We start from the raw sequence: 20,539 nt of genomic DNA on the forward strand, positions 1-20,539 counted from the left end.
GCGCTCAAGCGTCGCCGGCAGAGTAATCAGCTACACAGCCTGCATCCGCCATCGCCGGGATCATAAACCGCGCTTCACTCTCGCGGGCGATCTGCCCCAGCTTATTCCTGATCACCTGCTTGAGCCGCGCCCCCGCCCTTGACTGGGCATGGTCGCGGCGACTTATCAGCATGACTTCAAAAGGCAGTGGTTCGGCGATGGGCAAAATCTTCAGTTGATCGGCGTAGCGGCGGGCGGTAAACAAATCGACCACCCCCACGCCGCCGCCCGCCAGCACCATATCCGCAATCACCGAATAGGTCTTAATATACAGCGATCCCACGGGCTTGAGAGCCTGCTGTCGCAGGGCCCGGTGCAGTACCTGCCCCAGGGGATCCTGGCTTTGCATCATCAGCAGGTTGTTTTCATACAGCCAGGTGAGGGAGACCGGGCCTTCTACCCGGCTGTCCCTGGGCAGCAGCGCCACCATGGATGATTGGAACAGCGGCTCGGCCAGCAGTTCACCGGGCACCTGCTGGGCGAAGACCAGGGCAAAATCCAGCCTGTTTTCCAGGATATCCCGGCATAGCGTGCTGAAATGCTCCGTGACCAGCTCGACGTTGACCTGCGCCGACTGTTGGTGAAACACTACCATGGCCGGCGCCACCACCATCTGGCCAAACGCATGCGCCGCGCCAAGGCGCACCAACTGCCCTTCCCCTTTGCGCATCTGCTCGGTCAGGGCGCTAATTGATTGCAGTTGACTGTACAGCGCCTGCACCTCGGGCAGCAAGCGACATCCCTCGGCAGTGGTCACCATGCCCTGGGCGCGCCGCTCGAACAGGGAAAAACCCAGTTGCTGTTCGGCATGGCCGAGCACCCGGCTGATATTGGGCTGCGACACATTAAGCAGCCGGGCGGCGCCGCTGATTGTGCCGGCCTGCACAATCGCCTGAAAAACTTCGATATGACGTAAACGCATCAGGCTTATGCTCCATGTGGCGGAATCTCCGTTAACATGTGCAATTTTCAAGCCAGCTTGTTGCGGATGGCGGAATAAAATGCCAGTACCGTACTGGCGCGCCAACACTTTCCATGGTCAATCGACGGCGGCGACCAAACGATGCGCGGGCGTGGTAGTCGCGCGCCACACCAGGTTCCGGATAATCAACGCAACGGGCTAATAACACGACGAGACGCCGGCACACAGCCCCGCCCGGGCCGTCTATCCTCAGCTCTGCGTGGTCGCCAGATAGGAAAACGCGCTCAGTAAACTGATGATATCGGCCACGGTCTGGCTAGAGTAACCGACTGTCACCGCATCCTGGCGCTCAACGCCCGGGATCAGGCAGAACAGATCGGCCAGCACCGGCCGCGCCGTCATCAGTTCCAGCCGATATGGCGGTTGGATACGCGACGTGCAGTGGTTTCCCGCGCGACCGACCGTCTGCGCCGCCTGTTCACGGATGGCGCTGCAAGCGGCCGCGGGACTTAAGGATTCCGCCGCATTTTGGGAAATAGCCCGTTTCACGCACACATAGTCCGCGTCGGGATAATAACGCTCTACCCAGCCCTGCAACCTATCGTCGCCGCTGACCAGCCACAGCGGAGCGTGGTATTCGGCGCCGGCGGCGGCGTAGATATCGCACTCGCCCATGACTTCGCCATTGATTTTTACCCGATAAAAGGCCCGGCCGTTGATGGTGTGTGCCAGCACGCCGAACTCGCCGGCGGCGCTGTGATAACCGATAAACATCATGCCGTCGAAGCTCTGCCGCTCCAGCCCTTCGACCATCGACAGCCCGCGCGGTTTTCCCTGCACCAGCCGCGCCCGGCCGTCGATATTGCCGGCCCGCAGGTTGGTCATCGCCGCGTGGCTGTCCGCCACGACCACCTCGGTGGCTCCGCCGGCGAACGCCCCGTCGATGGCCGCGTTTACTTCCTGCTCCATCAGGCCCCGCGCCAGCTGATATTCCGCCGTGCCCGGGCTACACTGTTCCGGACGCATGACCCCGGCGATGCCTTCGATATCCGCTGAAATAAATACCTTCATTATCACGTCCTCAATCGGGTAAAGCCTGTGCCAGCCGATCCAGCACCTGGCAAAGTGACGGGCGAAAATGCCCGCGAAAACCGCTTACCGCGTCGGCGCTTAGCAACGCATCCAGCACCGCGTGCTCGGTCGCGTCCGCCGCCGCGGCCAGCAGCGGCTCGAGCGCCGCGTCCGGCGGAGGTTCAGGCCGGCGCTGGGTGGAAAAGGCCACGGCGATATCCCCTGAGCCATGCCCCCAATAGCTGCCCAGGCGCCCCAGGCCGGCCCCGGCCCGTTTGGCGATGCGCCCCAGTTGCCGGGCATCCAGCGCCGCATCGGTGGCCATGATAATAATGATGGAGCCTGCGTCGTCCTGCGGCGCCAGGTCCGGCAGCAGGGGTTCAACGGCCTCGCCGACGCGCACCCCGTCCAGCGTCAGGGCGGCAAGCGCGCCAAAATTCGCCAGCACCAGCACCCCCAGAGTGGCGTTCAGCGCCGGAATGGGGCGTGATGCGGTGCCGATGCCCCCTTTCAGGCCAAAACAGCTCATCCCGCGCCCCGCGCCGACGCTGCCGCGGGCAAACGCCGGACCGGCGCCCGCCAGCGCCTCGCGCGCCATCTCCTCTGTCACCGCCAGCGCCTGAATATCATTCAGCCAGCCGTCGTTACACTCCAGCACCAGTGGATTGACGGTGGGCAAGGCGCGGCCCAGCTCCGGATTACGGCCGATGGCGTCGCGCGCCAGCGCGGTAAACAGCGTCCCGACCGCCAGCGTATTGCCGAGCAGAATGGGAGTTTGCAGCTCGCCCAGTTCTGCTATCTGCACCAATCCGGCCGGCTTGGCGAAACCGTTGAGCACCGCCGCGCCGCAGGGCAGCGGCCGGGCAAATAAATTGTCGCCCGGAGGGATAATCGCCGTCACGCCGGTTTGGATGGCGCCCCGTGCCAACGTGCTGTGGCCCACGCTCACCCCGGGCACATCGCTGAGGCTATTGCCCGGGCCGCAGGCGAAGCGCGGCGTCGCCAGCCGCCGTTCGGTCCGCCAGCGGCGCAGCAGCAGATGCATCTGGGCCAGTTGCCAGGAGTCCATGGTCGTTCCTCAGGTTTTCAGTTTCGGGTCCAGGGTATCGCGCAGCGCGTCGCCCAGCAGGTTAAACGCCAGCACCGTGACAAAAATCGCCAGTCCCGGGAATACGCTGACGTGCCATAAGCCGGCCATCATCATATTACGGCTCATCGCCAGGATATTCCCCCACTCGGGCACGTCCGGCTCTGGCCCCAGGCCGATAAAGCTCAGGCCGGCGGCGGTCAATATACTGGTGCCTATACGCATGGTGAAATAGACAATCACGTTCGACAGCGTTCCCGGCAGGATATGGCGCAGCAGCACAATGCGGTCCGGCGCGCCGGCACAGCGCACCGCCTCCACATAGGCGGTCTGTTTTAACGCCAGCGTGGAGGCACGGACGATGCGGGCGAACACCGGCACACTGAACACCGCAACGGCGATAATGACGTTATTCAGCCCCGGGCCCAGGATTGCCACCACCGCAATGGCCAGCAGCATGCCGGGAAAGGCGAACAATACGTCGGATCCCCGCATGATGAGCATATCCACCCAGCGGCCGTAATAGCCCGCCAGCAGCCCCAGCGCCACACCCGCCATCATGCCCAGGGTTACCGACAATACGCCGATATACAACGAGATGCGCGCGCCGTAGATAATCCGGCTCATGACATCGCGGCCAAGATCGTCGGTACCCATCCAGTGGGCGGCGGAAGGCGGCGCGGACAGCGCCATCCAGTCCGGCGTCATCGGATCCCAGGGCGCCAGCCAGGGCGCAAAAACCGCCACCATGACCAGCAGCAGGATAATGCCGCCGGACACCAGCGCGACCGGATTGGCCAGGAACGTCTGGATAAAATCATGCCAGGGCGATCGGATGGCGCCGTTGGCCGCGCTTGAGGCGGCTGCCGGGTCGGAAGAGAGGTTCATGCTAGCTCCTAGCGTAAGCGAATCGCCGGATTGACCACGGCGTACAGCAGGTCCACCAGCAGGTTAATCAGGATAAATTCAACTACAAACAGCATAACCAGCGCCTGGATCACCGGCTGGTCCTGGGTCTTGATCGACTCAATCAGCAGCCAGCCGAGCCCCGGCCAGCTGAAAACGCTTTCGACGATAATCGACCCGCCGAGCAAAAAGCCAAACTGTAGCCCAAGCATGGTAATCACCGGGATCAGGGCGTTGCGCATCACGTGTTTCCAGGTTACCAGCCGGTTGCGCAGTCCCTTTGACCGGGCGGTGCGCACATAATCCTCCTGGGCGACCTCCAGGAACGCGGAGCGGGTAAAGCGCGCCATCACCGCCGCCACCGAGGCGCCCAGGGTCAGCGCCGGCAGGATGATGTCGGCGGGTTTGTTAAACCCGCTGACGGAAAAAATCCCGAACGGCATGGCGACAAACTGGATCAGCAGCAAACCCAGCCAGAACGTGGGCATGGAAATACCCCCGACCGCCATGCTCATCAGCGCCCAATCTTGCCATTTCCCCCGCTTAAGCGCTGAAACCACGCCTATCAGCAATCCCAGCGCCACCGACCAGACAAAACCGGCCAGCGCCAGCCATAGCGTGGGCATAAAAGCGGCGGAAATCACCCGGCTTACCGGCTGCTGGGTGCGATACGTCGTGCCCAGATCCCCCTTGAACGCGCCCGCCAGCCAATGCAGGTATTGCTGGGGCAGCGGATCGTTGAGGCCCAGATGAACTCGGGCCGCCGCCACCGCCTCCTGGGACGCGTCATCGCCGGCATAGATGCGCGCCGGATCGCCCGGCAGCAGCTTGATAAAACCAAAAACCAACAAGGAGATCGCCAATAGCACCGGAATCATTTCCAGCATACGTCGGGCAAAATAGGTCAGCATGGCGCCTCCACCGGCTTACTTGAATTCCGCCTGGTCAAAGACCAGCGAACCATCGGCCAGCATATAGACACCGGACAGGTTTTTCTTTTTGCCCACAAGATTGTCCGGCGAACCGAGAAACGCGATCGGCGCATCCTGCCAGATCAGCTTCTGCGCGTCGGCGTAAGCGGTGGCGCGCTGGGCCGGATCGGCGGTTTTCAGGCCGGCCATGATGGCGGCATCCACGGCGGGGTTGCTGTAATAAGAAACGTTATAGGCGGTCGGCACCCAGGACTCGGTGGCAAACAGCGGACGCAACGCCCAGTCAGCATCGCCGGTGGAAGGCGACCAGCCGCCGTAATAGAGATCAAATTCGGCTTTTTTCGGATCGGTGACGCCCCATAACTTATCATTACGAGTGCCCGAGTCCATCGGCACCACCTTCACCAGGATCCCCACCGCGCCGAGCTGTTGTTTCAGGAACTGCGCGCTACGCACCGCACTGGTCTTATTGGAGACCCACAGCTGCAGCGTCTGGCTCTGGTCATAACCGGCCTCTTTCAGCAATGCCCGGGCTTTTTCGGGATTATAGGCATAATCCGGCACGGTCTGCTTCTGGTGGAACTGCACATTCGGCGACATAGCGGAGTCTGCCGGGGTGCCCATGCCGGCAAAACCCACTTTCAGCCAGATATCGCGGTTGATGGCGTAATTGATCGCCTGGCGCACGCGGATATCCTGCAACGACTTGTGCTGGGTATTGAGCGCCAGGTAATAAAGATAAATACCGGCGTCGCGCTGGATATCCAGCTTGGCATCGTTCTTTACCGTTTCCACCAGATCGGACGGCAGCGGGTAGACCGCGTCCACCTCTCCGGCCTTCAGCTTAGCCACCTGGGTGGAGTCTTCCGGCGTGGGATAGAAAGTAATGCCGTCTACTTTTGGCCAACCTGGTCGCCAATAATGGTCATATTTCACTAGCTTGACATCTTTGCCCTGCTGCCATTCGGCGAAGATGAACGGCCCGGTGCCCACCGGATGCAGCCGCAACTGGGCCTCTTGCGGATACGCCTTAAGGGATTGCGGGCTGTGCATCACCGCCGAAGGATGGGCCAGCGTATTGATAAAGGCGCCGAACGGCTCGTTAAGCTCAAACTTAACCCGATCGGGTGCCAGCACAGTAACGGTTTTGATCACTTTGAACAGGCTGTTGCGCTTTAACCCCTGGGTTTGGTCCGCCAGCCGCTCGAGGTTGGCCTTTACCGCCTGCGCGTCAAACGGCGTGCCATCCTGGAAGGCCACGCCCTGGCGCAACGTCACCTCGAACTCGGTGGCGGTCGCGTTGCTGGTATAGGAGATCGCCAGTTGCGGCACGATTTTCATCTGACTGTCGAACTGGAACAGGCGCTCAAAAATACCGCTCTGGATCGAATAGCTCAGCGTATCGGTAGTATCGTGCGGATCCAGTCCGGTAATATCGGCGTACATGGAAATATGCAGTTCCTGCGCCCCCGCGCCCAGGGCCAAACCCATTGACAGCCCGAGGGCGAGGATCGATCGACAAAATAAAGGCTTCATGACATCTCTCCAGAAAAGGTTGATTAATAAAAAAACAGGCACGAAAAACCGTTGCATCGTTATTTATACCGCCGGGCTTATCGCGGCTGATCCACATCCTCGGCCACCCAATGATGCGGGCCGGCCTGGCGATAGCGCGTTTTCGGCACCTTCACGCCGTTTTTTTTCAATGACGACGGCATTTCACTGTCATCCAGCCGACGCTCACCGCGCAGGGCGGGATCGGCTATCGGCACCGAAGACAACAAACGGCGGGTATAAGGGTGCTGGGGTGAATTAAATATCGCCTGGCGTGGCCCAATCTCAACGATCCGCCCGAGGTACATCACGGCGACCCGATTGGCTATACGCTCTACCACCGCCATATCATGCGAGATAAAAATCCACGCCACGCCGGTTTTGCGCTGCAACTCCATCATCAGGTTGATCACCTGCGCCTGGATCGAAACATCCAGCGCGGACACCGCCTCGTCGGCGATAATCACTCTGGGCTTCAGCGCCATGGCGCGGGCAATGGCGATACGTTGTCGTTGACCGCCGGAAAACTCATGGGGGTAACGCGCGGCGTGTTCGGGCAGCAGCCCCACGCTTAACAACAGTTCCCGCACCCGTGGCGTAGCCTCCCGCAGCGACCCGGCCAGTCCGTGCAGCAGCATCGGCTCGGCGATGGTGAACCCCACCGTAAGTCGGGGATTTAACGAGGCGTAGGGATCCTGGAAAACCATCTGCATCTCGCGGCGCAACTGTTGGAAGGCACTCCTCGATAACAGGGTGATTTCCTCGCCCTGGAAATGGATGCTCTCCGACTCGCTGTCGGTCAGGCGCAGCAGGGCACGGCCGGTGGTGGATTTGCCGCAACCGCTCTCCCCCACAATGGCCAGGGTTTCGCCCGGCCACAGGCTGAAATCGATCTGTTCCAGCGCATGGACCTGGTGGGTGAGCGTGGAAAAAATGCCGCTGCGCACCGGGAAGTAGACGCGCAAGCCGCGCACATCCAGTAGCGGCGGGCCGCCATAGCGCGCGGTTTTATGGTCACCTCCGTCGACCGGCTGATTGACCAGGGGAAAGGGCCTGGGCCAAGCGTGCTCGCGCATGTCCCCCAGTTTCGGCACCGCCGCCAGCAGGGCGCGGGTATAAGGATGTTGCGGCGCCGAAAAAATATCGCCTACCGGGCCTTGCTCCACCACTTCGCCCCGGTACATCACCACGACCCGGTCGGCGATTTCCGCCACCACACCCATATCGTGGGTGATAAACAGCACCGCCATATCGCTTTGCCGCTGCAAATCGCGCAGGATCTGTAAAATCCGCGCCTGCACAGTGACGTCCAGCGCCGTGGTCGGCTCATCGGCAATCAGCAACTGCGGATCGCAGGCCAGCGCCTGGGCAATCATCACCCGCTGGCGCATGCCGCCGGACAGCGAGCTCGGGTAGCTTTCCATCACCCGCTCCACATCGGCAATACGCACCTTTTGCAGCAGTTCCCGCGCCTTCAGCCTGGCCGCCGCAGCATCGCACAGTCCGTGGTCCAGCAGCGCCTCGGTCAGTTGATCCGCCACTTTCAGCACCGGATTGAGCGACGACATCGGCTCCTGGAAAATCATCGCCATTTCGCGGCCACGCAGCTTACGTCTGGCCTCGGCCTTCATGCCTGCCAGGGCATGTTGCCGCCCGGCGCGATCGGTAAACACAATATCGCCGCGTTCAATGCGCGCCGACGCAGACAACAATCCCATCACCGCCAGCGAGGTGACCGATTTACCCGAGCCGCTCTCACCGACGACCGCCACCACCTCGCCTTTGTTCACCGTAAAGGACACGCCGTTGAGCGCCGACTGGCGGCCCGAGCGCCCGCTAAAACTCACGCTTAGATCCTTCACGGTCAATACCGGACGCGTTTCAATTTTAGTCACCACCAGCGAGTCAGTGAGTGTGTTTTCCGTCATCGTCACTCCGCGTTGCCCGATTACAGCCAGATGCGGCCACGGTTATAGTCCAGATAAGGGGAGCTGTCGGTCACCAGCCAGATTGGGCCATCCAGAACCACATGTTCGGCGGATAGCGCCACCGGCATTGCGGCTTCCATTGCCAGTGATGAGCCCGGCATGCAGCCCACCATCAGACGCATGCCCTGACGTTTAGCTTCTGTCACCATGGATAGCGCCGCCGTCAGGCCGCCGCATTTATCCAGTTTGATGTTGATCAGATCTTCAAGACTGAGGGTTTCGGCCCTCACCATTGACTCGGGGGGGCGCATTAGCCGCGCTCGTTTAGCAAGATCGCTATGGCGTCAATACCGAAGCGCACTGGATCGGTTGCCGGCACGCCGAATTGTTTGGCAACCTGCCGGCAGTATTCCCGTGCCTCCTCTTCGCTGACGTTACTGGTGTTAATGGCAAAGCCAGCCAGTTGCACATCCGCACTTGTAACACGGGAAGCCTGTAGATTGGCCTGGACACAATCTTCCAGACTTACCAGCGGATGGTGCGGTAAATGGCGGGTATGTTGGCGGCCCAGTTCATGGCACATCACCAGCCAGTGTGGCTGCGCGCCATGCAACAATCCCAGGCTAACGCCAGCATAGGATGGATGATAGAGCGATCCCTGTCCTTCGATAATATCCCAATGGTCATGCTCGTTGGCAGGTGAAAGCGCTTCAGCCGCGCCCGCGATAAAATCGGCGATCACGGCATCTATCGCGATACCCTCGCCGGCGACCAGAATCCCGGTCTGGCCGGTGGCTCGGAAATCCGTCTTCATGCCCAGTTTACGCATGGCGGCCTCGAGCGCCAGGGAAGTATACATTTTCCCCACGGAGCAATCGGTTCCCACCGTCAGAACCCGCTTGCCACTGCGCCACTTGCCGTTACCCACCGGCAGCGCCGGACGCATATGCCGAATATCAAACAGTTCAACCTGGAACTCAGCGGCCAGGGCAGCCAGTTCAGGAATGTCCGTCAGACGCTGGTGCAGGCCACTAGCCACATTCATTCCGGCCTTGATCGCGCTGCGCACCCGATCCAGCCAATGCCCCGGCAGAAATCCGCCCGCGTTAGCTGTGCCCAGTACCAGAGTTTTTGCACCACGGGTCACAGCGGTGTCAATATCCAGGTCTTCCAGCCCGAGGGAAACAGTACAGCTGGGCAGGCGGTTTTGGCCGACGCACTGTTCGGGACGCCAAACGTGAATGCCGCGTGCCGTTTTCGCCGCCAGCGGATCGGTTACATCGCCAAGAAATAACAGATAAGGTTGTGGGATCGCCATGATAGTTCTCGTGTTAGCGTGCAGGTTGCAAATGAAGAATTAAGAGAAATATTTCATTAAATGGGCAGCGGGGGTAATGCTTGTTTGGCGGTAGGCTATAACCTGAGGTTATAGCCTACCATTGAGTTAGGTGCCAAAATTCTATTTTTGAATGAAACAGGACTTTGGGATAGAGTCAAATACCGGCATTTCAGTTCTGAGTGGAGCAGAATTATAAAACGAGATGAAAAAAAATAGACATACACATAATCCTTAAATAAACAGACGATATTATTTACAGGGTTACCAAGAGTCCCCCCTCTTTCGGCTATCCGCAGCTAGATTTCTTTAATTTATACATCGCGTCCGGGACACTGACCGGAACCTGCGCACCGCGACCAATGTCGATGGCTGAAAGTGAGGGATAATCATGAAAATGAAAATCTCTTGCCGCTCTATTTGAATAAGTCCAGAATTGAGTCCTGTCTCATTTGGCTAATATATAAAATTATTTATTCAACAATTGGTTAGTGCATGGATTCAGGTTCAGTCAGAGGAGCCAAATTTATGTTTTCATGCATCTTCACGAATCTTTATACGATTTATATTCAACAAGTTAGTGTGAAAAGTCTTCCCGATGCATTTTCATTTCCCCTCCGCATCGGGCAAAATTGGTGGTCTGATTTGGGGTCAGGTGGGTTCGATGACAGAGTTCCCCCCAAATATCTCTTAACGACGCAAAAATCCGCAACTTAAAACCATCCGGAAAACCCTGTAAATGACCTCACCGGGACAATCACCACCTCCCGGGGAGGTGGCTTAACGCTGACAATAAATAAGCGCGACTTAACGCCACGCTCTGATTTAAATGCAGAATCCGTTTTCACTCGGTTACTACGGAATAGGTGTCAACAACGGCTCGCCAGCAAAATAGGTGCTGACATTTTCCAGCACCAGACGCAACATCTCTTTGCGCGTCGCCCAGATAGCGCTGGCCATATGCGGCGTGACAACCACATTTGCCCACTGTAACAATGCTTGCGGGACTTACGGTTCGTCGGTGAAAACATCCAGACCGGCTCCCCGAGAGCCCCCTCTCCGATGACTTCAACTAGCGCCCGCGCTCATCTACTATCGATCCACGGGAAATATTGATCAAAATGCCTTCTGCGCCCAAGGCATTAAATACATCTCGGTTAACGAGGCTGCGGGTTTCTGCACCACCGTTGGTACAGCCCACCAGAAAATCACGCGCCCCGGCCAGCGATAGCAATGTTGCATGGAAGGTGTAGTCCATGTCGGCAAGTGCGGCGCGATCCGTATAGCGATCGACATGTTAAATGCAACCGCGCGTTTGGCGATAGCACGCCCAATACGCCCCATGCCAATAATGCCTAACCGCGCCCCTGAGACTTTGCGGGTCCACGTATAACCGCCCTTCTGCCATGCACCCTGTTCGATAAAACGTTGTGCTCCGGGGAACTGGCGTGACGTTGCCAGTATCAACCCCATGGACAGATCTGCAACGTCATCCGTCAATACGCCGGGGTATGGGTCACAGCGATCTGACGCTCTCTTGCCGCGGCAACATCAATACCGTCATAGCCAACACCAAAATCGCTGATGAGTTCAAGGTAAGGTAATCATAATGCGCGCAATCCCGATGCGTGCACCACCACAAACGGAAGTTCGTAAGATATTACTAACACCGCGTGATGTTAATCAACGGGGAGCAGGTCACAGGGGCAAAAGATAGTCTGCCCCTGTGACCGAAAATTACGCGTCAGCACCACCTAAAACGTTGTCTAGTTGCATTTCTTTCAACACACGGTCTTGAATGGGTTGTTTAGCCGCGTTAATTTCATCAACCCCCCAAACTAAGCCAACCGCTGTGCGTGTTGGGCGTTTGCCTTTAGGCATATCGGCTAGCGCTAAATAGGCATCTACGACCATTTGTGGATCAGGTGCTTGATCGCTCTGCATAAATTTACCGAATTCTTCGAACATAGCAGCAGGAATATCTGCTAATTCACCGTAGCTGTCCAGTATGTCTGTGCGTGACGGTTGTTGTCCTGCTGCACTTAGACCTGTAGGGAATGGGCCAGGTTGTACGATGGCGATATCGATGCCGAATGGTGCCACTTCGTAGCGTAACCCTTGGAGGTAGCCTTCCAAAGCGTGTTTAGTTGCGGCGTAGGTAGAAAAATATGGCGCTGAAATTTGGCCAACCATGGATGAGGTGTTGATGATCAGGCCTGACTTGGCTTCACGCATCGCAGGCAAAACTGCCTGAATAGTACGCATAGCGCCATAGTAGTTGGTTTCCATCTGCTCGCGAGCTTGGGCAATGCTAAATGCTTCTGTAATGCCAAGGTACATTACACCAGCATTGTTTAGCAAAACATCAATTTTGCCCGCTTTATCTAGTACGCTTGCAATGGCTGTTTTGACCGATTCGTCATTGGTAACATCCATATCGACTACTTGGATGGAATCGCTATACGCTTCCAATTCAGCCTTAACTGCAGCGTTCTTGCCTTCTGGGCCACGCATCGTGGCAAACACTTGGTAGCCTTTATCTGCAAAATCTTTTACTGACTTTTGACCAAATCCACTGCTGCTTCCTGTGACCACGATGTTTTTCTTTGCTTCACTCATCTTTACTTTCCTACTGGATTGAAAATTAAATACCGGCTGGTATAATAAAAGTTAGTATACGATCTGTCAAATTAAAATACCGGGCAGTATAAAATGAATTTAAATCCAATCAAACCTTCAAGAGGGCGACCTAAGACCCTTGATCGTGACCATGTTTTAGATGTAGCAATGGATTCTTATTGGAAAGAGGATATAGGCAGTTTATCCCTCAATGAAATTTGCAGGAGATCTGGTGTATCGAAGCCTGGCCTTTATCGTGAATTTTCGAATGAAGATGGCTTGATGAAAGCTGTTCTTATCAGGTACCAGGAACAAGTGCTAAGTCCTGTGCAAGAGATGTTAAATAGTGACTCTCCGTTTCGAGAGGTACTTGACAATCTCGTGTCATTTGCCACGTCAGTGAGTTGTAACCATGAGTCTCCAATGGGGTGCCTTTTTGTAAAAATGCGTGAGGCACGGATGCAATTAGGCGAAGCAACTCGCGCACAAGTCGATTTCCTTGAGGAGCAAGGCTTATCCACTTTCAAAGAATGGGTGAAGCGCTCAAAAGCCAAAGGAGAGTTTTCTGCCAATATGTCTCCAGAGTTTGCAGCTACTTATATCGACGCACAGTTGATTAATGCTTCGTCACTGCTAGCTCATGGAGAAGATCCGCAAACTGTGAAGAAGATATTATTAGTCGCTTTTTCTATGCTGGGATGACTATTTCAGCCAGTTCAGAATATCTGTAAAAAGAACGCATTTTTATATCTGGGTTACATTAAAAGAGTGCTTACTTAACAATCTAGTGCACAGGGAAATTTTAGTAGCTTCGCCCCCTCCTAATTTCGTGAGAGGGGCGTTAACTTTGTAGTGGTCAAGCAAAACTGGCCACGGTTTTGGGGGGCAGTCCAGGAAACGCCTCAGGCCAAGATGGACTGGCGTTCAGCGCCTCGCCAGTTCCACTCTCCAGAACTGAAGTTAAAGCCGGTCCAGCTTGCTCTACAACCAGGTACATCCGTTGCCGAGGTCGCTTGCCGTCACAACGTGAATGACAATGTTTTGTTCAGGTGGATACGCCTGTTCCAGCGTGATTTTGGTGGCTTAGATTGAAACGCCGCCGTCGATGATGATTTCTGAACCCACGGTCCAGGCTGACTCATCAGATGCGAAGTAAAGTACCGCTTGCGCTACTTCCTGAGGCTTACCAAAACGACCTGCAGGGATGGTTGCAACGATATCTTTCATCACTTGATCATGATATTCCACTGGGATCCCCGCCTTATCGTAAAGCGGTGTATCAACAGGGCCTGGGCTCACTGCGTTGATACGGATCCCACGAGAAAGTAACTCGTTAGAAAGTGTTTTCGACATGTTCAGTAATGCTGCTTTGGTTGAGCCATAAACTGAAGAGTTCACTGGTCCCGTGTGAGCATTTACAGATGTATTAAAGACCACTGATGCAGAGCTTGCGAACACTGGCAGCAGCGCCTGCATTAGGAAGTAAGGACCTTTAACGTTGATATCATAAATGCGGTCGAACATCTCTTCTGTCCATACCTCAATTGGCATATACATTGATATACCCGCATTCAGGAAACCGATATCCAGTTGTCCAAAGTGTTCCTTAACCGTTTGAGCCAGAGCTTTCTGTGCGTTCACATCAGCGGAATCAGCGCTCACGACTAACACATCATTACCAAGTTCTACTTTCGCCTTTGCGATAGAATCAGGGTTAACACCAGTAACAATTACGCGTGCACCTTCTGCAACAAACAGCTTCGCTGTTTCAAGACCAATACCACTTGTTCCACCCGTAATCAGTGCGCGCTTACCTTGTAATCTAGACATGTAAATATCTCCTGTTAGTTTTACAACTGATCGGCGAATGACCGATTTGATAGCCACTATATGCTCATGCTCATATTGTGATAAGATTGTGTTTTTAAATATGTTTCATGCATTAAAAGCATAAATGGGTTTTAGGATGGATAGATTACTTTTGATGACATGCTTTGTCCGTACCGCTGAAACAGGCAGCTTTTCCGCAGCCGGTAGGGATTTAGGCTTAGGGCAACCGAACGTGAGTCGTCATGTTGCAACCCTCGAAGAGCATTTGCAGACCAGATTACTTCACAGATCAACCCGCAAGCTTTCCCTAACTCCTGAAGGAGAACGTTATTATTTGGAAGCAAGGCGTATTCTGGAAGCCGTCGAAGAGTCAGAGTCTTCTTTCAGAGAAAATGTTACACCCACAGGGCTATTACGCGTCGCCTGCCCCACAGCATTGGCTCACACATTCTTAGTCCCGCACATCCCAGATTTTTTAGAACGCTACCCTGAGCTAACACTCGATCTACAGATTAATGACCGCTATATCAATCTCGTTGATGAAGGGGCTGAGCTGGCAATCCGCATTGGACACCTGGAGGACAGTGCTATGCGTGCCCGCAGACTTGGCATGTTTGAGCGAGTCTGTGTTGCCAGTAACAAGTACTTAGCTAAACACGGAACCCCTAATACCCCAGAGGATTTAAAAAAACATGATTGTTTGATCTATACCTTGCTAACAACAGGAGCTACCTGGAGATTTCAGGATATCAATGTTCCTATTTCTGGTCGGCTCAGGGTCAATTCACCAGAAGCAGTACAGAAATTTGTCAATGCAGGGATTGGGATCGCACAAGGCCCAGAATGGCTGTTCGGGGAGGGACTGGAAAATGGCAACCTACAATTATTACTGACTGATTACACTGCATCCCCCGTTCCCATTCAGGCCGTTTATGTTGCTAATCGACTTTTACCAAAACGGGCGATTGTGTTCATGGATTTTGTTGCTGAAATTTTTGAAAAAAATCCCGCCTTCAAAGTGTACAACTCAATGAAATGAGCCTGAGATAACGAACATATCTGAATCATTTGTAAAATTTAGTCAATCTTAGGCTGTGTCCCTTAACCTAACAGTCGCCTGAGAAATAACCTTAAAGAATCCCGGCTTGGCTTAGGGTAAGCGTCAACTCAGTGACGTATTGACGCTTATTCGGCAGGTATTATAAGGTTCCACGGCAGGAGATCTTTGATCTTATTGATGGGATGATCCGCGATTGTCGCCAGTACATGGCGCAGATAGGCTTCCGGCTCCACGCCGTTCAGTTTGCAACTGCCGATCAGCGTATACATCAGCGCGGCACGTTCGCCGCCGTTATCAGAACCGAAGAACAGATATTTTTTTCGCCCCAGGCTCACCGCTCTTAACGCGTTTTCCGTGATGTTATTGTCGATCTCCCCCCAACCATCGGTGCTGTAATAACACAACGCCTGCCAGTGGTTCATCAGGTAGTTGAACGCCTTGGCCGTATCGGCCTGTCGCGGCAATGTGGCGAGCTTTTCCCGGATCCCGCTCTCCAGGCCCATCAGTAACGGCCGGGAGCGCGCTTCGCGCACCTGTTGTCGTTCTTCTGCCGGACGCCCCCGGATGTCGGCTTCGATCGCATACAGCTCGCCGATCCGGTGCAGTGCCTCGGCGGTGGTCGGCGACGGATGCCGCACATGGATATCATGGATCTGACACCGGGCGTGGGCCATGCAGCCGACCTCGCGGATAGGGCCTTCTTCATACAGCGGGTTGAAGCCCGCATCCGCCAGCAACATTCCGCTGAACCGCGCCGGATAGGTTTGCGGATGCACCCCCTTGCGGTCCGGGCTGTAGGCGAACCACACCGCGGGCGGCAGTACCGAGACGGCATTGCGGTCGTCACGCGGATTGCGCTTTATCCGATGAGAATGATTATCCAATTCATTTTGGCTGAATTGGATAACAGATAGGCCATATTGTGCAATGACACATTAGCATTCTATCCATATCATTTTAGCAGGCCATTTCCATTTTGACCCTATGCGCGAACTGCCGTGCCTCGCAATGCCAACGGGGGACGGCACCGGCAATACTAATAAGATGATCAATGCGACAAACATTATGTGTAACGCGTTGACGCCTACAAATACGGAAATTCAGCATGTTCAACAGGCACATCGCCCTTCTATTCGTATCACACCGCTATTATCCGCGCCCTGCGAAAGTCGCAACGTGCATGATGTATACGTTGGCTATAATCTCCCTGACATGCTTCGTTCTCTTTTCGCGCATGCTGCAAGCCGAAGAGATCACCGTTCATCATACTCAAGGGGTGACCCGCGTCCCGGTCAATCCCAGGGTCGTGGCTATTCTTGATATCGCCGCGCTAGATACCCTTGCCTCCATCGGGGTCGATGTCGCAGGCGTTCCCACGCTCAACTATCCATCTTATCTCGCTAAATTTGGAGAAAGCCGGTACCGGAAGGTTGGCTCTCTTTTCGAGCCCGATTACGAAGCACTTAACGCGCTTTCACCTGATCTGATCATCGTGGGCGGGCGTTCATCGCCGAAGTACGCTCAGGTGGCGAAGCTTGCCCCTACCATTGATCTGACTCCTGACTTTCAACACCGCGTTGACAGCGCGATAGCGCATGCGCAGACCCTTGGAAACATTTTCGGTAAACAAGCTGAGGTCGCCCGTCGTGCCAGCACGTTGCGGGCATCGGTCGACGCGCTTCGGGCACGCACGGCAAAGATGGGGACAGGACTGCTGGTGATGACCAGCGGTGGTCGCATCGGAGCGCTCGGCCCGAAATCTTGGTTTGGGACACTGTATAACGACTTCGGCGTGCAACCCGTGACGCGCAAGCTTGATGAGGGTCCGCACGGTCAGGTGATCTCCTCCGAGTTCATTCTCGAAACTAATCCTGACTGGCTTTATGTCATCGATCGTGATGCAGCCATTGGGGAAAAGGGAGCATCCGCCAGACAGCTGCTGGATAATGAACTGGTTCGACAAACCAAGGCCTGGAAGGCTGGCCACATCGTCTACCTCGATCCTGTCGCGTGGTATATTGTTGGCGACGGACTGACCGCGCTTCAGTCGATGGCTGATGAAGTTTCCTTGGCAATAACCAGGACAAAATGACGCTTTCAGCACGCAAAACGTCAATGAAGGGACTTGTAATCGCACTGATCGTGGTCGGGTTGCTTTCCCTGATTAGCCTATTTATCGGTGCGACGACAATTTCGCCTGCATCGCTTTTAGCAGGCTATACCACGTCTACCACAAACATTTTACTGGCGAGCCGCATTCCGCGGACCGTTGCATTGCTCCTCGCTGGAAGTTCCATGGCGGTGGCTGGCCTGATCATGCAAATGCTTTCGCGCAATCGCTTCGTGGAGCCAGGCACAGCAGGGACGATTGAGTCCGCCACACTTGGGTTATTGCTGGCTGCTCTGCTGGCTCCCGGACTGCCTGTGCCCGCGCGCATGCTTGTGGCGTGTTTTACCGCCCTGCTGGGAACGCTACTGTTCCTTGTCATACTGCGGCTGTCACCCATGCGCTCGCCATTGATGGTCCCGCTCGTCGGTCTGATGCTCGGCGGCATAATTAACGCAGCGGCGACATTTCTTGCCTACCGGTTCGATCTTATTCAGTCGCTGGTCACATGGTCTACTGGGGACTTTTCATCGGTGCTGCGCGGCCGCTATGAACTGCTCTGGACCTCGTTTGTCGCCGCTGTCGTCGCTTATGTTGCAGCCGACAGATTCACGGTGGCAGGACTTGGGCAGGATTTCACAAATAACCTGGGCCTGAACTATCGGGTAACACTCATGACCGGGCTTGTTATCGTTTCGATCGCAACAGCTGCTGTGGTCGCGACAGTAGGCGCGATCCCCTTTGTCGGTCTGGTCGTGCCGAATATCATCAGCATGGTGATCGGCGACAACCTGCGCAGAGCAGTACCGTGGACCGCCACTCTCGGCGCCGGTTTCGTACTGAGTTGCGACATTATAGGCCGCTCCGTAACCCAACCCTTCGAGATCCCCGTGGGCCCCATTATCGGGATTGCTGGCAGCGTGATTTTCCTTTTCATCCTCAAACGAGGAGTTGCACGATTTGGCTGAATTTCAAGAAATGAGGGCCGGTATGGTCATCATTCTGCTCGTTATACTGACGATAATCGCATCAGTTGCATTCATGACCGTTGGTGCCGGAGGACATTGGTCTTTTGTGCTACCGCTTCGTGCGCAAAAGCTCGCAGGGCTGTTGTTGATTGGCTACGCAATGGCAGTGTCGACCGTACTGTTCCAGACCATTACCCAGAATCATATCCTGACGCCATCGATCATGGGCTTTGATGCGCTGTACGTTCTTATCCAGACCCTGGTGGCATTCACCATCGGCTACGTCCACGGCGCCGCCATCAACCCATATCTGCGCTTTGCCGTGGAGACATTCGTCATGGTCAGTTCAGCGGCCCTGCTCTATCGCTGGCTCTTCGCCGGAGGTCGCAGAGACCTGATGTTCCTGGCGCTGGCCGGTCTCGTGTTCGGCGGGCTACTGCGTAGCCTGTCGAATTTTCTACAGCGTGTCATCGATCCGGGTGAATTCGCCGTCCTGCAGGATCGCCTCTTTGCAAGCTTCAATCTTATCGACTCAAGCCTGCTGTCCATCGCAGCAATACTTGTCTTCAGCGTCTCGGTGATAGGCTGGAGAATGCGGCGTAGCTTTGATGTGCTGGTGCTTGGGCGAGACTCGGCAATCAATCTCGGCATCGATTACACCCGGACTGTTAGAACCATCCTGATGATAATTGCTATTCTCGTATCGGTCTCTACAGCGTTGGTAGGGCCGGTCACTTTCTTCGGCCTACTGGTTGCCAACCTGGCTTACCGTTTTGTCGGGAATGCGCGGCATGCTCTGATGCTCCCTGCCTCCGCGCTGATCGCGATGATATGTCTGGTTGGCGGGCAGCTTGTTCTGGAGAGGCTGTTTGGTTTTAATACCAGCCTGAGCATTGTCATTGAGTTCTTTGGCGGTATTGCTTTCATTATATTAATCATGCAGAGGGCGCGATGATCGAAACACACGCACTCACTAAACGCTATGGCACAACTACCGTCGTGGACAACGTCTCGGTGAGGATCCCCAAAGGCGGACTGACATCCATCATCGGCCCCAATGGTGCCGGTAAATCCACGCTCATGATGCTTATTAGCAGGCTACTGCCGGCAACGAGTGGGACCGTGAAGGTTGACGAGATGAATGTCGTTAACACTCCCACGGCCCTACTTGCGCAACGTCTGGCGATCCTGCGACAGGATAACCATATCAGCGTGCGCCTGTCCGTCAGTGACTTGGTCGCTTTTGGCCGCTACCCGCACTCGAAAGGACGTTTCACCCACGATGATCGAGGGCATATTGAGCGTGCACTGGAGTATCTGGGCATCACATCGTTGCGCGACCGTTTCCTTGACGAGCTTTCCGGTGGACAACGCCAGCGCGCCTTTATCGCAATGGTCCTATGTCAGGACACCGACTATCTGCTACTGGATGAGCCCCTAAATAGTCTAGACCTCAAGCATGCGACCGCTACAATGAAGATTCTTCGAAGAGCAGCAGACGAACTTGGTAAAACCGTCGTATTGGTGCTTCATGATATCAACTTTGCTTCGTACTATTCAGATCACATTATTGCGATGTCTGCGGGCAGAGTACACTATGAAGGTTCTCCTAATCATGTCATTACCGCTGAGCGTCTCGGTCAACTTTATGATATGAATATTAATGTCCATGAACTGTGTGGACAACGGATAGTGACTTACTACGAATAATACCCAGAATATTTTTTTAAACTTTGCCATTTTCAGAGGTCTGAATCGATGCTGATCGGTCAGGCATAACGTTATACCCATGCGCTTGAACAGCTTCCTTATTATTGAAATGAAATCCTTTTACTTTTCTGTGCGCGCTTTCTGAAAGAAACAGACACCCTCCTCCTTGTGCTCTATGGGCCGCATCAGGCCCGGCCTGGGTGTGAAAAGGATAAATACATTCCTCTTATAGCCAAACTATGGGGCAGGATCGTCTTATGGATGAGGGCAGTCCATTGTTTCTCAGGATTCGTGTCCGCAACAATAAATGTGTGAAAACGTAGTCAACAAATGGCTACGAATGATGGGCGACTACACCAAGACCGGTATCTGCGATCACGCATTTCAAGCTATGTCCTGACAAGGAATGACACAAGAAGCGTACTAACGAAGACCGGGGTAGAAAAACGACAAATAGGCTGAAAATGAAT

Annotated in this window: 17 protein-coding genes and 3 pseudogenes; 7 read left to right on the forward strand and 13 right to left on the reverse strand. The window is 55.1% G+C overall.

Annotation, left to right across the window (positions count from 1 at the left end):
* Nucleotides 1-4: 4 nt before the first annotated feature.
* The 11 genes and pseudogenes from ABUK12_RS06190 to ABUK12_RS06240 all read right to left on the reverse strand — a co-directional run bounded on the left by ABUK12_RS06190 (nucleotide 5) and on the right by ABUK12_RS06240 (nucleotide 12,394).
* Nucleotides 5-961 (reverse strand): LysR family transcriptional regulator, encoded by a 957-nt coding sequence (locus ABUK12_RS06190; protein ID WP_410015453.1) that lies wholly within the window; start codon nucleotides 959-961, stop codon nucleotides 5-7.
* Nucleotides 962-1,210: 249 nt separating this feature from the next.
* Nucleotides 1,211-2,032 carry a M55 family metallopeptidase gene (locus tag ABUK12_RS06195; RefSeq protein WP_410015454.1) on the reverse strand — a complete coding sequence of 274 codons (822 nt, stop codon included), beginning with the start codon at nucleotides 2,030-2,032 and terminating at the stop codon, nucleotides 1,211-1,213.
* Nucleotides 2,033-2,042: 10 nt separating this feature from the next.
* Nucleotides 2,043-3,101, reverse strand: coding sequence for a P1 family peptidase (locus ABUK12_RS06200; protein WP_410015455.1), 1,059 nt, complete (start codon nucleotides 3,099-3,101; stop codon nucleotides 2,043-2,045).
* Between the two features lie 9 nt (nucleotides 3,102-3,110).
* Nucleotides 3,111-4,007, reverse strand: a complete 897-nt coding sequence (locus ABUK12_RS06205; protein WP_331120476.1) for an ABC transporter permease subunit — start codon at nucleotides 4,005-4,007, stop codon at nucleotides 3,111-3,113.
* A gap of 8 nt (nucleotides 4,008-4,015) precedes the next feature.
* Entirely contained in the window at nucleotides 4,016-4,936 is a 921-nt protein-coding gene (locus ABUK12_RS06210; RefSeq protein WP_410015456.1) for an ABC transporter permease, read from the reverse strand.
* Nucleotides 4,937-4,951: 15 nt separating this feature from the next.
* Nucleotides 4,952-6,493 carry a glutathione ABC transporter substrate-binding protein gene (locus ABUK12_RS06215; RefSeq protein ID WP_410015457.1) on the reverse strand — a complete coding sequence of 514 codons (1,542 nt, stop codon included), beginning with the start codon at nucleotides 6,491-6,493 and terminating at the stop codon, nucleotides 4,952-4,954.
* A 77-nt stretch (nucleotides 6,494-6,570) separates the two neighbouring features.
* On the reverse strand, nucleotides 6,571-8,439 hold the full coding sequence (locus ABUK12_RS06220; RefSeq protein ID WP_410015458.1) for a dipeptide ABC transporter ATP-binding protein: 1,869 nt from the start codon (nucleotides 8,437-8,439) through the stop codon (nucleotides 6,571-6,573).
* A gap of 20 nt (nucleotides 8,440-8,459) precedes the next feature.
* Nucleotides 8,460-8,702 (reverse strand): annotated as a pseudogene (locus ABUK12_RS06225) (dipeptide epimerase); the annotation flags it as partial.
* 47 nt (nucleotides 8,703-8,749) lie between these two features.
* Nucleotides 8,750-9,757 carry an N-acetyltransferase DgcN gene (gene dgcN / locus ABUK12_RS06230; protein WP_410015459.1) on the reverse strand — a complete coding sequence of 336 codons (1,008 nt, stop codon included), beginning with the start codon at nucleotides 9,755-9,757 and terminating at the stop codon, nucleotides 8,750-8,752.
* Nucleotides 9,758-10,630: 873 nt separating this feature from the next.
* Nucleotides 10,631-11,379 (reverse strand): annotated as a pseudogene (locus ABUK12_RS06235) (2-hydroxyacid dehydrogenase); the annotation flags it as partial.
* Nucleotides 11,380-11,512: 133 nt separating this feature from the next.
* Complete coding sequence (locus ABUK12_RS06240; protein WP_410015460.1) at nucleotides 11,513-12,394, reverse strand: SDR family oxidoreductase; 882 nt, start codon at nucleotides 12,392-12,394, stop codon at nucleotides 11,513-11,515.
* Nucleotides 12,395-12,487: 93 nt separating this feature from the next.
* Between ABUK12_RS06240 and ABUK12_RS06245 the strand changes: the two genes are divergently transcribed.
* Nucleotides 12,488-13,096: a TetR/AcrR family transcriptional regulator gene (locus ABUK12_RS06245; RefSeq protein WP_410015461.1), complete on the forward strand. Its 609-nt coding sequence runs from the start codon at nucleotides 12,488-12,490 to the stop codon at nucleotides 13,094-13,096.
* 210 nt (nucleotides 13,097-13,306) lie between these two features.
* Nucleotides 13,307-13,486 (forward strand): transposase, encoded by a 180-nt coding sequence (locus ABUK12_RS06250; RefSeq protein ID WP_410015462.1) that lies wholly within the window; start codon nucleotides 13,307-13,309, stop codon nucleotides 13,484-13,486.
* On the opposite strand, the gene ABUK12_RS06255 is transcribed toward ABUK12_RS06250, so the two are convergent.
* Nucleotides 13,478-14,224 (reverse strand): SDR family oxidoreductase, encoded by a 747-nt coding sequence (locus ABUK12_RS06255; protein WP_410015463.1) that lies wholly within the window; start codon nucleotides 14,222-14,224, stop codon nucleotides 13,478-13,480. The genes ABUK12_RS06250 and ABUK12_RS06255 overlap by 9 nt on opposite strands.
* Nucleotides 14,225-14,360: 136 nt before the next feature.
* Between ABUK12_RS06255 and ABUK12_RS06260 the strand changes: the two genes are divergently transcribed.
* Nucleotides 14,361-15,263: a LysR family transcriptional regulator gene (locus ABUK12_RS06260; protein WP_410015464.1), complete on the forward strand. Its 903-nt coding sequence runs from the start codon at nucleotides 14,361-14,363 to the stop codon at nucleotides 15,261-15,263.
* Between the two features lie 146 nt (nucleotides 15,264-15,409).
* On the opposite strand, the pseudogene tnpC reads toward ABUK12_RS06260, so the two are convergent.
* Nucleotides 15,410-16,132 (reverse strand): annotated as a pseudogene (gene tnpC / locus ABUK12_RS06265) (IS66 family transposase); the annotation flags it as partial.
* A 257-nt stretch (nucleotides 16,133-16,389) separates the two neighbouring features.
* Between tnpC and ABUK12_RS06270 the strand changes: the two are divergent.
* From ABUK12_RS06270 to ABUK12_RS06285, 4 genes are read left to right on the forward strand one after another with little or no spacing between them, the layout of a single operon-like run.
* Nucleotides 16,390-17,376 (forward strand): siderophore ABC transporter substrate-binding protein, encoded by a 987-nt coding sequence (locus ABUK12_RS06270; protein ID WP_410015465.1) that lies wholly within the window; start codon nucleotides 16,390-16,392, stop codon nucleotides 17,374-17,376.
* Nucleotides 17,373-18,359: an ABC transporter permease gene (locus ABUK12_RS06275; RefSeq protein ID WP_410015466.1), complete on the forward strand. Its 987-nt coding sequence runs from the start codon at nucleotides 17,373-17,375 to the stop codon at nucleotides 18,357-18,359. Before ABUK12_RS06270 ends, ABUK12_RS06275 begins: the two co-directional genes overlap by 4 nt.
* Nucleotides 18,352-19,314, forward strand: a complete 963-nt coding sequence (locus tag ABUK12_RS06280; RefSeq protein WP_410015467.1) for an iron chelate uptake ABC transporter family permease subunit — start codon at nucleotides 18,352-18,354, stop codon at nucleotides 19,312-19,314. Before ABUK12_RS06275 ends, ABUK12_RS06280 begins: the two co-directional genes overlap by 8 nt.
* On the forward strand, nucleotides 19,311-20,069 hold the full coding sequence (locus ABUK12_RS06285; RefSeq protein WP_410015468.1) for an ABC transporter ATP-binding protein: 759 nt from the start codon (nucleotides 19,311-19,313) through the stop codon (nucleotides 20,067-20,069). The genes ABUK12_RS06280 and ABUK12_RS06285 overlap by 4 nt, the downstream gene beginning before the upstream one ends.
* Nucleotides 20,070-20,539 lie beyond the last annotated feature (470 nt).

The sequence above is a fragment of the Sodalis sp. C49 genome (assembly GCF_046352915.1).
Classification (GTDB): Bacteria; Pseudomonadota; Gammaproteobacteria; order Enterobacterales; family Enterobacteriaceae; genus Acerihabitans.

What these genes read in the sequence shown, in the direction of transcription:
- ABUK12_RS06190 (WP_410015453.1), bottom strand. Translation starts at nt 961, where the DNA reads ATGCGTTTACGTCATATCGAAGTTTTTCAGGCGATTGTGCAGGCCGGC.
- ABUK12_RS06195 (WP_410015454.1), bottom strand. Translation starts at nt 2,032, where the DNA reads ATGAAGGTATTTATTTCAGCGGATATCGAAGGCATCGCCGGGGTCATG.
- ABUK12_RS06200 (WP_410015455.1), bottom strand. Translation starts at nt 3,101, where the DNA reads ATGGACTCCTGGCAACTGGCCCAGATGCATCTGCTGCTGCGCCGCTGG.
- ABUK12_RS06205 (WP_331120476.1), bottom strand. Translation starts at nt 4,007, where the DNA reads ATGAACCTCTCTTCCGACCCGGCAGCCGCCTCAAGCGCGGCCAACGGC.
- ABUK12_RS06210 (WP_410015456.1), bottom strand. Translation starts at nt 4,936, where the DNA reads ATGCTGACCTATTTTGCCCGACGTATGCTGGAAATGATTCCGGTGCTA.
- ABUK12_RS06215 (WP_410015457.1), bottom strand. Translation starts at nt 6,493, where the DNA reads ATGAAGCCTTTATTTTGTCGATCGATCCTCGCCCTCGGGCTGTCAATG.
- ABUK12_RS06220 (WP_410015458.1), bottom strand. Translation starts at nt 8,439, where the DNA reads ATGACGGAAAACACACTCACTGACTCGCTGGTGGTGACTAAAATTGAA.
- dgcN (WP_410015459.1), bottom strand. Translation starts at nt 9,757, where the DNA reads ATGGCGATCCCACAACCTTATCTGTTATTTCTTGGCGATGTAACCGAT.
- ABUK12_RS06240 (WP_410015460.1), bottom strand. Translation starts at nt 12,394, where the DNA reads ATGAGTGAAGCAAAGAAAAACATCGTGGTCACAGGAAGCAGCAGTGGA.
- ABUK12_RS06245 (WP_410015461.1), top strand. Translation starts at nt 12,488, where the DNA reads ATGAATTTAAATCCAATCAAACCTTCAAGAGGGCGACCTAAGACCCTT.
- ABUK12_RS06250 (WP_410015462.1), top strand. Translation starts at nt 13,307, where the DNA reads ATGGACTGGCGTTCAGCGCCTCGCCAGTTCCACTCTCCAGAACTGAAG.
- ABUK12_RS06255 (WP_410015463.1), bottom strand. Translation starts at nt 14,224, where the DNA reads ATGTCTAGATTACAAGGTAAGCGCGCACTGATTACGGGTGGAACAAGT.
- ABUK12_RS06260 (WP_410015464.1), top strand. Translation starts at nt 14,361, where the DNA reads ATGGATAGATTACTTTTGATGACATGCTTTGTCCGTACCGCTGAAACA.
- ABUK12_RS06270 (WP_410015465.1), top strand. Translation starts at nt 16,390, where the DNA reads ATGTTCAACAGGCACATCGCCCTTCTATTCGTATCACACCGCTATTAT.
- ABUK12_RS06275 (WP_410015466.1), top strand. Translation starts at nt 17,373, where the DNA reads ATGACGCTTTCAGCACGCAAAACGTCAATGAAGGGACTTGTAATCGCA.
- ABUK12_RS06285 (WP_410015468.1), top strand. Translation starts at nt 19,311, where the DNA reads ATGATCGAAACACACGCACTCACTAAACGCTATGGCACAACTACCGTC.